Consider the following 15,276-nt stretch of genomic DNA (forward strand, 5'->3'; position numbering starts at 1 on the left):
TGATGGCATTTATCGAGACTTTTATTGTCGCGTCACACCAATTAAAGATGAAAGCGGGAAGCTGTTATACCTACAAGGCCATAATTTAGATATTACAGATCGCAAAAAGCTGGAAGATGAAGTACGCCAACTGGCTTTTTATGATGCATTGACAAAACTCCCTAACCGACGCTTATTGAAAGACCGCCTAAGCCAAACCATGGCATCAAGTAAGCGTAATAGCCGCTATTGTGCCCTCATGTTTTTAGACCTCGATAATTTTAAACCCATCAATGATACCTATGGGCATGCAATTGGTGATGCTTTACTAATAGAAGTTGCTGATCGCATCAAAAGTTGCGTGCGCCAAGTGGATACAGTGTCTCGATTTGGTGGAGATGAGTTTATCGTTTTACTCAATACCTTAACCACAAATAAAGAAAAATCTATTCAGCAAGCAAGCCGGATAGCCGAGAAAATTAGAAAAGCATTATTAACGCCATATTTACTATCGTTAAATAATGGTGATACTAAAACTAAGATTGAGCATTTATGCTCAGCAAGTATCGGTGTTGTTGTATTTATTAATCACGAGTCAAATGAGGATGAAATATTAAAGCGCGCAGATGATGCCATGTATGCAGCAAAATCTGCTGGTCGCAACCAAATTAAACTTGACAGCAAGTTTGTTTGACGATTGAAAGCATCAAAATACGCCTGCCAAACGTCACTTAATTGCGACCATTTAAAAAAACTCACTTTTATTTAAATTAATTCAAAAATGTATTGAAAACATCCCGCATTATCTGTAATATGCGGACCTCGTTAGTGCTGCAGGGTGCTTAGCTCAGTTGGTAGAGCGTCGCCCTTACAAGGCGAATGTCAGCGGTTCGACCCCGTTAGCACCCACCATCTTGCACTGACGAAAATTTGAGCTTTAGTCTGAATGTGTATTGATTTTATCAATACATTAAGTTCAAGGAGTGGTAGTTCAGTTGGTTAGAATACCGGCCTGTCACGCCGGGGGTCGCGGGTTCGAGTCCCGTCCACTCCGCCAATATTTTAAAACCCTTATAAGTGCGAACTTGTAAGGGTTTTTTCTTTCCTACCTCACCCCAATATACCAACACATTAAAATATCAATACTTTAAAGACACTCGTCATCTTAAGCTGTTATCAGGCTCTATTTAACTTCACCAACTCAGCATTGTGGCTATCACTCTAAGTAACGGTCAAACACCCAATTACTCACACTTATCACCTTGCATAGTAAGCTCATGATATAAATCAAGAAACTTAATCGTTATGTTATTTACAATGAGCGTATTCTTACTACTTTTAGCATTTACTTAGGAGCCAGACCATGTTTCCAGAACATCGCGATTTAATTTCAAAACTCAAAAATACCGACTTGCACTTTACGAACTTATTTAACCGCCATAATGAACTTGACCAAAAAATTAAAAACATAGAGTCAGCCATTGAAGTGGCTAGCCATGAGGCAATTGAAGCTTTGAAAAAAGAAAAGCTACACCTTAAAGATGAGATTTACGCTATTTTAATTAAAGCAAACAATGCTTAGCTTGCGTAGGTAACACTTCGCCCACACCTCTAATGACAATGCCTCGCAGTAAGCTTATTGCTGTACATGCCCTAGCATTTTTAATGCTACTGATGACTTGGGCCTGTGGAGAAGCGATTAAATCAGAGGCGGGCACGCCTTTTGTTGCCTTATATTATGTGCTGCATATTTTTCCAGGTAGCATTATTTTCATCCTCATTCTTTTTGAATGGCTAGAAAGAAATCAAGAGAAACTGGTGCACACCCCTGATACACCTACACACTTATGGGTTAACAGAAAACTGCATCGTGCCTACTATCTTATTTTACTTGCGCTACCGATTACAGGGATTGCCGTTTTCTTTGACTTGATGACTAGCCGACCCTTTTATCAACTGCACAGTCTTCTGTTTACGCTATTACTGGCACTCGTGGTAGTAAATCTATGTTCCATGGCGGTAGCTAAGTTTAAACAGAAAAAATCACTTACCTGAATGCTCTTAACTTTGAAGCAGCCAACGATGCAGCAGCAGTTCTGGTTTCAACGCCAAGCTTCTCAAACACATGTTGCAAATGCTTATCAACAGTTCGGTAACTAGAGCCCAAAATATCGCCAATATCTCGATTTGTTTTACCTTTAATCGCCCAATAAAGAACTTCTGACTCTCGCTTCGTTAAATGGAATGTGGTCATCAACATCTCAATTTGCACAGCATCAGACTCTTCTCTCAGCAGAATGACCCATTGCTCATCATTGCTATGATCCGCCAAGCTAAAGATCAAACGACGATTATCTTTAATGACTTTAAAACTTACCAACTCAGCATCATCAGCTTGGTCTAGCCAGCGTAAAACTGATTGAGGCGTGGCCTTACCATCAACATAATCTTTTTGATCAAAATAAGTGCTCATCAGCGCTTTTGCAAGTGGTGTTTGCCAGACGATCTTTCCATTTTTTGGTGTAATGGCAAATACAGCCTGACCAAATGCATCCAAGGCACTTCTCGCCTGTGTCACCATTTTAGCGGTGTTCATATGTGCAACGATGCGTGCAAGCACTTCTTTAGGTCGTATGGGTTTGACTACATAATCAATGCCACCAGCACTGAAGGCCGCTGCCACATGCTCTACCTCGGTGAGCCCTGTCATAAAAATAACAGGGATATGGCTTGTATTCACATCGGCCTTTAATTTGCTACAAACTTCAAAACCATCCATTTCTGGCATGATTGCATCAAGCAATATCAAATCAGGCTGGGCATCTTTTGCAATTTGAATGGCGGTGACACCGTTACCTGCAACCAGCACTGTATAGCCAGACTCATCCAATGCATCATGCAACACTGCTAGGTTATCTAGCACATCATCTACAATCAAAATTAATGCTGACTGAGGCGCACTTAATGGATTATTTGTCATGATTCAATTCGTACATTGTTTTTTTCATTAACTCTATTTGAAATTGCTGAGCATACTGTCGCATTAAAGCAACAAACTCAGTATATTCTTCACCCATGTTTTCAATATGATCTAACTTGGTATTAATGCCTTTAACGTAACCCATTTTCACTAATCCAAATAACTCATCCCAATCTTCTTGCAAAGGAATTGCCATTTCTTTTGCTACTTTTATTAGTCTAATCGGCTCAATATTCTCATCGATAGGTTCAACCTCAGTGATCCATTCCAACTGCAAAGCCTCTCCTATCCAGTCAAGTAACTCCTCAATATTAAGCGGTTTAATAATAAAGTCTTTACTACTAATCTCTGCTGAATTTTCCAGGTTTTTATCAAAAGCATTTGCTGAAACGATCGCTATTGGTATGGGAGACTGATGCACTTTGCGGATAATATATGAAGCCTCCCAGCCGTCCATCACAGGCATCGCTAAATCCATTAAAATCACATCAGGTTTAGATTGCTGATAGATTGATAGACACTCTTGCCCATTGCCAGCCTCTGTCACATCAAAGCCCAATGGAGTTAATATGTTGATAATAAGCTCTCTATCCACCTGCTCATTATCAACTGCAAGCACTTTACGGCGCGGCCCTCGATAGCCAACTCTCTTAGCATTGCTATGAGCGTTCGCATCCGCTTCTTGATGAAATTGAGACAAAAACAATCTAATCTGAAACTTCGTGCCTTTGTCTAACTCACTCGTAAAACTTAACTCCCCCCCCATCAACTCGGTGAGTAACTTGCTAATTGTGAGTCCAAGCCCAGTACCGCCTACATTCACTTGATTGGCAGCACTACCTCGTGAAAATGGCTCATAAATTTTCTCATACTCTGATGAAGGTATCCCTGGGCCTGTATCTTCAATTTCAATATGGGCAATCTCTCTGGCATAAGACACACGGAATGTAATTTGCCCCTTACTTGTAAACTTAACTGCATTCCCTAAAATATTAATCAAAATTTGTGTGAAGCGCTTCTGGTCTACTCGCACAAATGCTGGTAACTCCCCAATTTGAACATAACGGAAATCAAGCCCTTTATTACGCGCTTGCAGATCAAACATACTGACTATTTGATTAATAAATACATGGAAATTAAGCGCTTTAATATCAAACGTTAGCTTTCCACTTTCGATCCGTGCGATATCTAAAGTGCCTTCTATCAATGATAATAAATGCTCGCCACTTCTACGAATCACTTGTATCGCCTGTTTACGCTGTGGTGGTATTGAGGTGTCATTATCTAGCAATTGAGCATACCCAAGAATGCTGTTTAATGGTGTACGTAGCTCATGACTGATACCTGTAATATAGCGACTTTTAGCGTTATTTGCTTGGTCAGCAAGGTATCTAGCCAGCTGTAACTCCGCATCAGTTTGGCGATGCAATTCAATCTCCCTAAGTAACAACCCCGTTTGCCGATTGGATTCTTCTTGTGCAACGCGACGACTTTCTGCTGTGAGCACCAGCCACCAAGCCACAATGCCGCTCGCAAACACCAAAGCTGCAAATACTTTCAAATAGCCAGTACGTAACTGAGGTAATAAATCAGCTGCCGTTGATTCTAGAATTGTCGTTTCGTGAAAATAAATAAGGCCTAATACGGCTGCAAAAAATGATAAAGCAATCATCATCAGCAATATATAGTGTGCAATACCCCCTTTAAGATGTGGCCAAAATGCTTTGGGGAAAACAAAACGGTTCAACTGTATCCATTGCTCTGATAATCTAGCCTGTGGCTTGCAAGCATCACTGCAGCGTGCATCTAGACAGCAACATAGTGAACATATAGCCCCTTGGTATGCTGGGCAGTGCGCCATATCATCTGTTTCATACTCACGTTCGCACACAACGCATTGCTGTACTCGTGTTTTGGCAGGAAATTGATAAGGCTTACGCGCAATGTAATATTTCCCTTTTGTTAGCCATGCAATCATAGGAGAAATAGCGAGCGCGCTCCCCAAGGCAATAAATGATGAAAACGCATGAGCCTCTGCGCCAAGTACACCAGAGTAAGCTGTCACTGACAACACAGAAGCAATTAACATCGTGCCTACGCCAACAGGATTGATGTCATACAAATAAGCGCGTCTGAACTCAATGCCTTTTGGGCTTAAACCCAAAGGCTTATTGATAACTAAATCAGCCACCACGGCAGCGATCCAAGCGATGGCAATGTTGGAGTACAAACCAAGCACTTGCTCAAGCGCTTTAAACACATCAAGCTCCATTAAAATAATGGCAATCAATGCATTAAACACCACCCAAACTACACGCCCTGGATGGCTATGCGTTAGACGAGCAAAAAAGTTAGACCAAGCCAAAGAACCCGCATAGGCATTGGTCATATTAATTTTGACTTGAGAAATCACCACAAATAAAACCGTAACTGCTAGTGCTAACTCATGCGACTTAAATACAGACATATAACCAACCAAATACATGTGCGTTGGATTGATGGCTTGTAAATAAGACATATCGCTTTGAATTACTAAATACGCAAGCAACACGCCAGCCGCCATTTTGACCATGCCCACAAAAATCCAGCCAGGGCCCGCCATCAATACGCCTAAATTCCAACGCCAACGGTTCTCTGGTGTTTTTTCTGGCATAAATCTTAAAAAGTCGACCTGTTCTCCGATTTGTGGGATTAAAGCCACGCCAATCGCGGTTGCAGCCCCAAACATAAGCAAATTAAATTCACCAGGCTCGCCAGACGCGCCTGCAAAATGCATCATGCGTGAAACCACTTCGGGGTCTTGATACAGAACCGCGACAAATGGCAGACACATTAAAATAAACCAAATAGGCTGTGTAAGCATTTGAATTTTGTTAATGAGGGTAACGCCATGAATGACAAAAGGAATCACCACGAGCGCACTGACCAAATAGCCTATATACAGTGGCATATTGAAATATAACTCTAGCGCATAAGCCATAATTGCCGCTTCTAAGGCAAATAAAATAAAAGTAAAAGAAGCGTAAATAAAAGATGAAATGGTGGAGCCTATATAGCCAAAACTAGCCCCTCGAGTGAGCAAATCCATATCTAGGCCATACTTTGCAGCATAAAAACTAATCGGTAGCGCCGTGAAAAAGATAATTGCGCCCACAGCTAAAATTGCCCAAAGTGCGTTTACTACCCCATAGTTAACAGCAATAGTGCCGCCAATTGCCTCTAAAACCAAAAATGAAATAGCACTTAGTGCGGTATTGGAAACACGAAGAATTGACCACTTACGAAATGATCTTGGTGTAAATCTCAGCGCATAATCTTCGATGGATTCATTGGCCACCCATGTGTTGTAATCACGGCGTATTTTTACAATACGCTGGCTAGGCTCAACACTTTCTACTTTTGGCAAGGCTGGATTTACTATCGTCAACGCAACTATCCTATGTATTTATGATTGAATATATTTTTGATTGAATGCATATGTATCAGCAATAGACATGCATCAGATTTTGAAATTAAGCCCATCATATATTAATTAACAATTGATAAAAAATAACTACGCAATTTAGCGTATCTCTGTTCAAACTTTGTTCTATTAAAATGCTATCGATAGCGTCTATATCGACTCAAGTCACTGAATAGCATATCAAAAAAATAACGTACATCGGGACCTAAGTATTACTCATCTATCAAAAATTTATTTAAGTATTCAGTTATTACTACTCTCTAGTTCACAAAGTTTTGCCGAATCGGTTAATCTTGACGAGATAAAAGTAAGCACTATTAGAGAAAATATAATCGGTATTGCAGATACTGCAAGCGAAGGCATTATCAGCCACCATCGCATCAATAACATTCCACTTGCTCGTCCAGGAGAAATTTTAGAACAAGTACCAGGCCTCATTGTGAGCCAACACTCGGGAGATGGTAAAGCTAACCAGTATTATTTGCGTGGATTTAATTTAGACCATGGTACTGACTTTGCAGTGTGGTTAGATAGTATGCCGCTTAACATGCCAACCCACGCTCACGGACAAGGTTATATTGATGCGAATTGGCTGATGCCAGAATTAATTGACAACTTGGCTTTTAAAAAAGGGGCATATCATGCTGAACAAGGCGATTTTTCTGCTGCAGGCTCAACCCATTTGCATTATGCCAAAACATTGTCACAAACCATTGCAAAACTCACCATTGGCAACTATGGCTTTAAACGTTTGTTTAATGCAAGTTCACAAAACATGGCAGATGGTGAGTTGCTATATGCTATAGAAGCGCAAACTTATGACGGCGCTTGGAATAACAGTCAACACCTTAAAAAATTTAATGGCTTGCTACGATATAGCACTGGCGATGAAGCGCATGGCTGGAACATTACCGCGATGGGGTATGACTCAAATTGGGATGCTACTGACCAAATTCCAAAACGCGCGGTGAATGCGGGCTTAATTAAACGATTCGGTGCTATTGATACGACAGATGGGGGAGAAACCAGCCGCTATAGTTTATCTGCAGATTGGCATGATGGTGAATGGCAAGCCAATGCTTATGCAATACATTACAAACTCGATTTATTTTCTAATTTCACTTATTTCTTAGATGATCCGATTAACGGTGACCAATTTCAACAAGCCGATAAACGCAATGTGTTTGGTGGCGCAGTTAACCGTAGTATTAATGCCAATATTGCAGGCATAGAAACGAGCCATCAACTAGGAGTACAAGGTCGTTATGACGACATTAGCAATGTAGGGCTATACCGTACGGCTGCACGTCAACGTTTAAGCACCACCAGAGAGGATGCGGTCAAACAAGCGAGTGTCGGTTTATGGTGGCAAGGCAATTGGCAGCTCACGCCAAGCCTACGCGCTAGCACTGGCATACGTGAAGATATTTATCGATTTGATATTGATAGCAATATCTCTGAAAACTCAGGCAAAGCAAATAGTAATATATTGAGCCCTAAACTGGGCTTAGCTTGGCAATCATCAAAACAACATGAATTTTATATTAATTGGGGTCGTGGCTTTCACAGTAATGATGGCAGAGGCTCCACCATTCGCATTAACCCAATTTCTGGTGATGCCGCTGCAAAAGTGAACCCTTTGGTAAAAGCCGTGAGTAAAGAAGTTGGCTGGCGCGCCAACCCTATGGGTAATTGGCAAACGACACTGGCACTATTCCAGTTAGATATTGATTCTGAATTATTGTTTATCGGTGATGCAGGTGCCACAGAAGCCAGCCGCCCAAGCCGCAGAGTTGGTGCGGAATGGACTAATTACATCGCCATTAATAGCTGGAGCTATATTGATGCTGACTTTGCAGTGACACGCGCTCGGTTTAAAGATGCGGATACAGCGGGTGATGATATCCCTGGCGCGATTGCAAAAACTGCATCTATCGGCATTGCCCTCAACCACCCGAGCGGCTGGTCAGCCTCTACGCGTTTACGCTACTTTGGGCCACGCGCACTTATTGAAGATAACAGCGTTAAATCCAATAGTTCATTACTCACCAATGCACATATCGGCTATCAAATTAACCCAAAACTGAATGTGGGTTTAGATATTTTTAATATATTCAATCGCAAAGTATCTGACATTGACTATTTATACACTTCACGCCTGCAAGGCGAAGCAGCCAACGGGGTTGAAGATATACATACGCATCCAGCCGAACCGAGAATGGCAAGACTGACCATGACATTTAACTACTAAATACTTAAGCTATTAACCAATAGCTACCAAGCAATAGCATTGTCCACGCAAAAATAGTGTGTAGCGACTTAGCGAACTGTACTCGATTTGAACCAAGTAACAAGCCCACACCATGCAATAGTGCGGTAGCGAATAACATGCCGCCTAATGTTGCATAGCTTTGCTGCGAATGTAACTCAACGCCATGCGCCATGCCATGGAATACTGCAAACAAAGCAACGATGCTGGTACGGCTAAGGACTGAAATAGGCAAGTGAATCGCTATGAGTAAGCCCATGCCCATCACGCTCGCTGCGATTACTGTTTCCACACCTGTGAAAGTAATGCCAGCCAGTCCTAATACCGCGCCAAATGTCATCACAGATAAAAATGTAAGCGGTAACTGCCAGCGTGCACTGCCACCTAGTTTGTTTGCCCAAACGCCAATGGCGAGCATGACTAATAGGTGATCCCACCCTGTGAGTGGATGCATAAAACCTGCGTAAGCGCTTTGTAGTCCATGCCCTGGGTGCGCCCACGCTACACCTGACATCAAGCTGATAACAGTACCTAAAACAATCCTTTTTTTCATTGAACTTCCTCCAACAGAATTAAATAATCTATTCAACACATATCATGCCAAGGCCATCACCCAAAGCTGGATAATGCAAGCTTGTGGCAATCCCGCGTAACACCGCCACAGGGTTGCAGAAACAGCTTTTAAAGCATTAACCCTTGTTTTTCGATAAATTGCACAATCTCTTCTAAACCTAGTCCATCTTTTAAGTTGGTAAAAATGAATGGGCGTTCACCACGCATACGTTTAGCATCTCTATCCATCACTTCTAGCGATGCACCTACCATGGGGGCTAAATCGATTTTATTAATGACTAACAAATCTGATTTAGTAATGCCAGGGCCGCCTTTGCGCGGTATTTTTTCACCCGCGGCAACGTCAATCACATAAATCGTGAGGTCTGATAACTCTGGGCTAAAGGTGGCGGCTAAATTATCACCACCACTTTCTACAAAGACAATATCCAGCGTTTTAAAGCGTTTGCTTAATTGCGCAACGGCCTCTAAATTCATCGAGGCATCTTCACGGATTGCAGTATGTGGGCAACCGCCAGTTTCGACCCCAATAATACGTTCTGGCTCAAGAGCTTCGTTTCTTGTTAAAAACTCCGCATCTTCTTTGGTGTAAATATCATTGGTGACCACGGCAATGTTATACACATCTCTCAACCGTTTACATAAAGATAAGGTGAGTGCTGTTTTACCTGAGCCTACAGGCCCACCAATGCCAACACGTAATGGCTCTCGATAAGTTGATTCTTGTGTAGTTTGATTTTGCATAGTAGGGTTCATGATCTAAATAGTCTTGTATATTGAGTTTCGTGTAAGCACCCTGCGATACTTAACAGCGGATTAAAATTGCTGATTTTCTCTTCTGGTAAAGTAAGTGCATCTGCAACGACTTGTGGCAAGCGCGCGCCTAAGGCCAGCAGTATCTTTTGCCCTGCCACTTGCCCTAGTGGAACTGTTTTCATTGCTGCGCTCACCTGATTTTCTAACCATCCCCAACTATAGCCGTGCAACATATCACGTGCTGAAATTTCCCAATATTGCGCAATGGCAGCATATACCGTAGGGAATGCGGGCTGATTCAAGTGATTCAGTTTTTGTAAAAAATCAGCGGGTAAACTTTGTAAATCATTGAGCAAGCGGCACAGTGAATAGCCCATCTGATGCATTTCAGCTAAGGCTTCAGAGGTATCGCGTCCTGCCAAATAAAAGTCATTCCACGCACTAACTTCATCCATATTCTGGTGTTGCCATGCTTGATAAAGTCGATGAAGAATTGGCAACTCAAAACTGCGCTGATAGCTATTTAATACATCGCCTATCCAGACCATTGCACTGTTTAAATCTTTCACATCCCCTGACTCAATCGCCCACTCTAACCCTTGTGAGTAACTGTAAGCACCCACAGGCAACATTGGGCTTGCCAACTGCAGTAAACGGCTCAGCGACAGGTTGCTGCAAGGATTATCCACGTTGGCTCATCCTTGCAAGGGGTCGCAAGCTAGCGACGCTATCGTCATCATGACCATGTCTATGACCGCCTCCATAGGCACCAGCCTCTGGCTCAAATGCAGATAGATGTTCAATGACGTTCAGCGATAAACCAAGCAACATTTCTTTGAGTACATAATCTTGTTCTAACCGAATCCAGCCATCGCCAATTTGCAATGGTACATGTCGGTTTCCTAAGTGATAAGCAGCCGCCATCAGTGACTTAGTGGTTTTAGCCGTGACATCATAAACAGCTTCTTTAGCCGCTACTACTTGCACCAGTAATCCACATTCAGATTGCAAGATGTCGCCACCTCTTAATATGGTGCCGCGCTCCAAATAAAGCGCACCTTCTCGGCCTGATCTTAATGAAACTCGTAATCGACTTTTTTGCCTTAATTCGTAAGGCAGCTCAAGATAATCATCAATTTGATCTGCGACGGATACTCGTTGTGTAAAATTTATCATTAGTATGTATTAAAACAAAAAGTATCGCTGCGCCATTGGAAGCTCACTGGCAGGTTCACAAGATAAATCCAACCCATCTGCACGCACCATATAAGTTTCTGGGTCTACATCAATAACAGGTAGCCAGTCGTTATGAATCATATCTTTTTTATTAATATTGCGTGTGCTGCTCACTGGTACTAGCGTTTTTTGTAAGCCTAATGCAGCTATTTCGGGGTTGTGTAATGCCGCCTTGGAGACAAAAGTCACTGATGTTTTCAAACCACCGCCAAAGGCACCAAACATAGGTCGATAGTGGACAGGTTGCGGGGTTGGAATAGAAGCGTTTGGGTCGCCCATGGCAGCAGCAGCGATCATGCCACCTTTCAAAATTGTAGATGGTTTTACGCCAAAAAAGGCTGGGCGCCAAAGCACCAAATCGGCCAATTTACCAACAGCGATAGAACCCACCGTATCGGCAACACCATGTGTGATCGCAGGGTTAATCGTATATTTCGCGATATACCGTTTTACACGGAAGTTATCATGCTCAGCGCTATCTTCAGCAAGGGGGCCACGCTGCATTTTCATTTTATGCGCGGTTTGCCATGTACGAATAATGACCTCACCCACCCGGCCCATAGCCTGAGAGTCTGATGACATCATCGAAAAACCACCTAAATCATGCAATATATCTTCTGCGGCAATCGTTTCACGTCGTATTCTGCTTTCAGCAAACGCAATATCTTCAGCGATTGCTGGATCTAAATGATGGCAAACCATGAGCATATCTAAATGCTCATCAATGGTATTCACTGTAAATGGTCGTGTTGGGTTGGTAGATGAGGGCAATACATTGAGGTAGCCCGCTGCTTTAATAATGTCTGGCGCATGCCCGCCACCCGCACCTTCGGTATGAAAAGTATGAATAGTGCGGCCTTTAAACGCAGCGATTGTGGTCTCAACAAAACCAGACTCATTCAATGTGTCTGAATGAATCGCCACTTGAACATCCATCTCTTCTGCAACGTTTAAGCAATTATCAATGGCCGCGGGCGTCGTTCCCCAGTCTTCATGCAGTTTTAGGCCGATGACACCAGCCCTTACCTGCTCACGCAGTGGCTCTGGCACACTGACGTTCCCTTTGCCAAAAAAACCGAGATTCATCGGAAATGCATCTGCGGCTTGTAACATGCGATGGATATGCCAAGGGCCTGGCGTACAAGTGGTTGCAAAGGTGCCTGTTGCGGGGCCTGTGCCACCACCTAACATAGTGGTGACGCCTGACATCAAAGCCTCTTCTATTTGCTGTGGGCAAATAAAATGAATATGGCTATCAATACCGCCTGCGGTGATGATCATGCCTTCACCTGCAATAATCTCAGTGCCTGCGCCGATAGGAATGGTCACCGCTGACTGAATATCAGGATTACCCGCTTTACCAATCGCAGAAATACGGCCATTTTTAATGCCGATATCGGCTTTTACAATACCCCAGTGGTCAATAATCAGCGCATTGGTGATGACAGTATCAGCGACTTCATGCGCGCACAATTGGCTTTGCCCCATGCCATCACGAATCACTTTACCGCCGCCAAACTTCACCTCTTCGCCATAGAGCGTATAGTCTTTTTCTACCTCCACCCATAGTGCTGTGTCGGCTAATCGAACACGGTCACCCATAGTAGGGCCAAACATTTCGGCATATGCCCGCTTATCTATATTGACACTCATAACGCTCCCATCACTTTCCCAGCAAAACCATAGACTTTTCTGTCACCGCCTAAGGCAACCAATTGCACAGTGCGCGTTTGTCCTGGTTCAAAACGAACAGCAGTTCCCGCAGCAATGTCTAAGCGGAAACCGTAAGCGGCTTGCCTATCAAAGATTAACGCTTCGTTGGTTTCAAAAAAATGATAGTGTGAGCCCACCTGAATCGGTCGGTCACCTTGATTAGCAACATCTAGCGTTTGCGTTTGGCGATTTTCATTGAGCAATATATTGCCTTTTGCAATTTTCATTTCACCTGGAATCATATTTGTTCTCTCAAGCCTTTAAAGGGAGCTTAAACAATCACGCTATACATCGCGTGCGCTTGTAACTCGTACCGTTGTTAAAGTTATGGAATGGGCTGATGCACCGTCACGAGCTTAGTACCATCTGGAAAAGTCGCTTCAATTTGAATATCAGGAATCATCTCTGGAATGCCTTCCATGACATCATCTCTGGTTAATAAAGTGGCGCCATAGCTCATTAGCTCTGCTACGGTGCGGCCGTCGCGGGCACCTTCCATAATCGCCGCACTAATGTAGGCGATTGATTCTGGATAATTGAGTTTTAATCCGCGGGCTTTTCTTCGCTCGGCAAGTAATGCGGCTGTAAAAATCAGTAATTTATCTTTTTCGCGTGGTGTTAATTCCATGAGTAAGCTTTCATATCAGTGCCATATCTAGTTAAACAACTAGCTTGATTATTTTCAGATAATTCTTTTCAAGATAATCATCTTCAAGTATTCCAGATTCTAGGCCGTGCAGCCTCGCGCTGACCATACCAAGGTCGCAATATCATCCATAACTGCTCAAAATAATGTCGGGCACTCTGTGCTGACTGTCCAACATATCGTGCGACAAAAATTTCAGGTAGTGCTGTCACTCCATATTTTGCTTTGCCATCTATCGTTAAGTTGGGTTGCAAATCACGGCAACTATTTAATAATGCAGTTGGGAGCGCATGCGCAGCAATCACAAAAGTAGCATTCACTGCATTTCCACCCAAGCCAATGATAGATTGCAACAGCGGTGTTTCTTGGTCTAAACAGGCACGCTCATTCCAAATGAGCTTACCTTCTCTACGTATGGTCATCGATTGCTGTAACTCACCGCTGTCCCAACGCTCACCTTGTGCTTGTCGCCCAAAACACAGGATATCCCATCCTGCATATTTAGCATTTTTGCTTAAGTTAACCTGTGCAGAAAAACGCACTTTTGAGCCATTAAACAAGATATTTTCTTGAGGTAACCACTCATAACAAGCGTCATCTTTAATCTCAAATGCTAGATGCTGGCTTGCCACTGAGCCATTGGCTTTGTACCATTTACCAGCGCCAGGCGTGGTTAGCAATACATGTGCACGTTGCACTAAATTCACATTCAGCGTCAGTTGGTCGCCACCTGCCACGCCACCTGGTGGATGCACAATCACCCCATGACAAACGTCTGCACCTTCTGGATACAATGTTTTTTGTATCACCAGCGGGCCAATATGCTGTTTTTTTTCTAACCAAGTACGCAAATGATTTGAGTTAAACGATAAATCAAGTTGCGCCAGCCAACTTCGTGGTGCAGCCCCTTGATCTATAGACAAAACTTTACATACATCATCAACCATCAAACTGATAAATAACCTTTAATTTTTGCGGCATCGACTTCACCGCGTTTATCTTCGTGAATAAACTTACCTTTATCAATCACAATAATGCGATCAGCGACCTCCATGGTGAAGCTTAATACTTGCTCGGATACGATAATGGTAATTTCACGCATCTTTCTAATTTCGTTTAATACCCTCGCAATATCTTTAATAATGGAAGGTTGAATCCCTTCAGTAGGCTCATCTAAAAGCAGCACTTTTGGATTAGTCACCAACGCGCGTGCAATTGCCAGCTGCTGTTGCTGTCCGCCTGAAAGATTACCACCCTTACGCTTACGCATATCGTATAACACTGGGAAAAGTGCATAAATATCTTCAGGAATCTCACGCGTCTTTGATTTTTCTAAACCAGTTTCTATATTCTCTTGCACCGTCATGCTAGGGAAAATCATACGGCCTTGTGGCACATAAGCCAAGCCTTTAGCCACACGCTGATAGCTATCGTTGCCTTGTAAATCAACACCATCAACCACCGCTTTATTACTTTTGCTTGGCAAAATACCCATCAGCGATTTAAACAATGTGGTTTTACCCATGCCGTTTCGCCCCATAATGGCGAGTGTTTCATTTTTTTCAGCTTTAAAATTCAGGCCATGAATCACCTGGCTTTGCCCATAACTGACTTGCAAATTCTCAATTTCAAACATGATGATCTCCTATCAGCATCGATGC

Annotated in this window: 15 protein-coding genes and 2 tRNA genes; 6 read left to right on the top strand and 11 right to left on the bottom strand. The window is 42.8% G+C overall.

Annotated elements, in window-relative coordinates; all coding sequences use genetic code 11:
- From Q7U33_RS11505 to Q7U33_RS11525, 5 genes are all read left to right on the top strand, one after another.
- Positions 1-673: GGDEF domain-containing protein (locus Q7U33_RS11505; protein WP_304861094.1), on the top strand; the 673-nt coding region annotated here is incomplete at its 5' end.
- 142 nt (positions 674-815) lie between these two features.
- Positions 816-891 (top strand) — tRNA-Val (locus tag Q7U33_RS11510).
- Between the two features lie 68 nt (positions 892-959).
- Positions 960-1,036, top strand: a tRNA-Asp gene (locus tag Q7U33_RS11515).
- A gap of 306 nt (positions 1,037-1,342) precedes the next feature.
- Positions 1,343-1,561, top strand: coding sequence for a YdcH family protein (locus Q7U33_RS11520; protein ID WP_304861098.1), 219 nt, complete (start codon positions 1,343-1,345; stop codon positions 1,559-1,561).
- Between the two features lie 38 nt (positions 1,562-1,599).
- Positions 1,600-2,034, top strand: a complete 435-nt coding sequence (locus Q7U33_RS11525) for a cytochrome b/b6 domain-containing protein (RefSeq protein WP_370652010.1) — start codon at positions 1,600-1,602, stop codon at positions 2,032-2,034.
- On the opposite strand, the gene Q7U33_RS11530 is transcribed toward Q7U33_RS11525, so the two are convergent.
- Together Q7U33_RS11530 and Q7U33_RS11535 are read right to left on the bottom strand one after the other, a co-directional pair.
- A complete protein-coding gene (locus tag Q7U33_RS11530; protein ID WP_304861108.1) occupies positions 2,027-2,959 on the bottom strand; it encodes a response regulator transcription factor in 933 nt (310 codons plus the stop codon). The genes Q7U33_RS11525 and Q7U33_RS11530 overlap by 8 nt on opposite strands.
- Positions 2,949-6,380, bottom strand: coding sequence for an ATP-binding protein (locus tag Q7U33_RS11535; RefSeq protein WP_370652013.1), 3,432 nt, complete (start codon positions 6,378-6,380; stop codon positions 2,949-2,951). Before Q7U33_RS11535 ends, Q7U33_RS11530 begins: the two co-directional genes overlap by 11 nt.
- 358 nt (positions 6,381-6,738) lie before the next feature.
- Here Q7U33_RS11535 and Q7U33_RS11540 point away from each other — a divergent pair, with 358 nt between their 5' ends.
- A complete protein-coding gene (locus Q7U33_RS11540) occupies positions 6,739-8,673 on the top strand; it encodes a TonB-dependent receptor (RefSeq protein WP_304861201.1) in 1,935 nt (644 codons plus the stop codon).
- A 4-nt stretch (positions 8,674-8,677) separates the two neighbouring features.
- Here the strand turns inward: Q7U33_RS11540 and Q7U33_RS11545 are convergent, their stop codons facing one another.
- From Q7U33_RS11545 to urtE, 9 genes are all read right to left on the bottom strand, one after another.
- Complete coding sequence (locus Q7U33_RS11545; RefSeq protein ID WP_304861112.1) at positions 8,678-9,244, bottom strand: HupE/UreJ family protein; 567 nt, start codon at positions 9,242-9,244, stop codon at positions 8,678-8,680.
- Between the two features lie 128 nt (positions 9,245-9,372).
- Positions 9,373-10,008: an urease accessory protein UreG gene (ureG, locus tag Q7U33_RS11550; protein ID WP_304861114.1), complete on the bottom strand. Its 636-nt coding sequence runs from the start codon at positions 10,006-10,008 to the stop codon at positions 9,373-9,375.
- Positions 10,009-10,016: 8 nt separating this feature from the next.
- A complete protein-coding gene (locus Q7U33_RS11555) occupies positions 10,017-10,652 on the bottom strand; it encodes an urease accessory protein UreF (RefSeq protein WP_304861203.1) in 636 nt (211 codons plus the stop codon).
- A 49-nt stretch (positions 10,653-10,701) separates the two neighbouring features.
- A complete protein-coding gene (gene ureE, locus Q7U33_RS11560; RefSeq protein ID WP_304861116.1) occupies positions 10,702-11,196 on the bottom strand; it encodes an urease accessory protein UreE in 495 nt (164 codons plus the stop codon).
- Positions 11,197-11,205: 9 nt separating this feature from the next.
- Positions 11,206-12,909: an urease subunit alpha gene (gene ureC, locus Q7U33_RS11565; protein WP_304861118.1), complete on the bottom strand. Its 1,704-nt coding sequence runs from the start codon at positions 12,907-12,909 to the stop codon at positions 11,206-11,208.
- Positions 12,906-13,211 carry an urease subunit beta gene (locus Q7U33_RS11570; protein WP_304861120.1) on the bottom strand — a complete coding sequence of 102 codons (306 nt, stop codon included), beginning with the start codon at positions 13,209-13,211 and terminating at the stop codon, positions 12,906-12,908. Before Q7U33_RS11570 ends, ureC begins: the two co-directional genes overlap by 4 nt.
- Before the next feature lie 83 nt (positions 13,212-13,294).
- Positions 13,295-13,597: an urease subunit gamma gene (ureA, locus tag Q7U33_RS11575; protein WP_304861122.1), complete on the bottom strand. Its 303-nt coding sequence runs from the start codon at positions 13,595-13,597 to the stop codon at positions 13,295-13,297.
- Between the two features lie 83 nt (positions 13,598-13,680).
- Positions 13,681-14,562, bottom strand: a complete 882-nt coding sequence (locus Q7U33_RS11580) for an urease accessory protein UreD (protein ID WP_304861124.1) — start codon at positions 14,560-14,562, stop codon at positions 13,681-13,683.
- Positions 14,562-15,251 (bottom strand): urea ABC transporter ATP-binding subunit UrtE, encoded by a 690-nt coding sequence (gene urtE / locus Q7U33_RS11585; protein WP_304861127.1) that lies wholly within the window; start codon positions 15,249-15,251, stop codon positions 14,562-14,564. The genes Q7U33_RS11580 and urtE overlap by 1 nt, the downstream gene beginning before the upstream one ends.
- Positions 15,252-15,276: the final 25 nt, after the last annotated feature.

It is taken from the genome of Methylotenera sp., assembly GCF_030653755.1.
In the GTDB taxonomy this organism is placed as follows: domain Bacteria; phylum Pseudomonadota; class Gammaproteobacteria; order Burkholderiales; family Methylophilaceae; genus Methylotenera.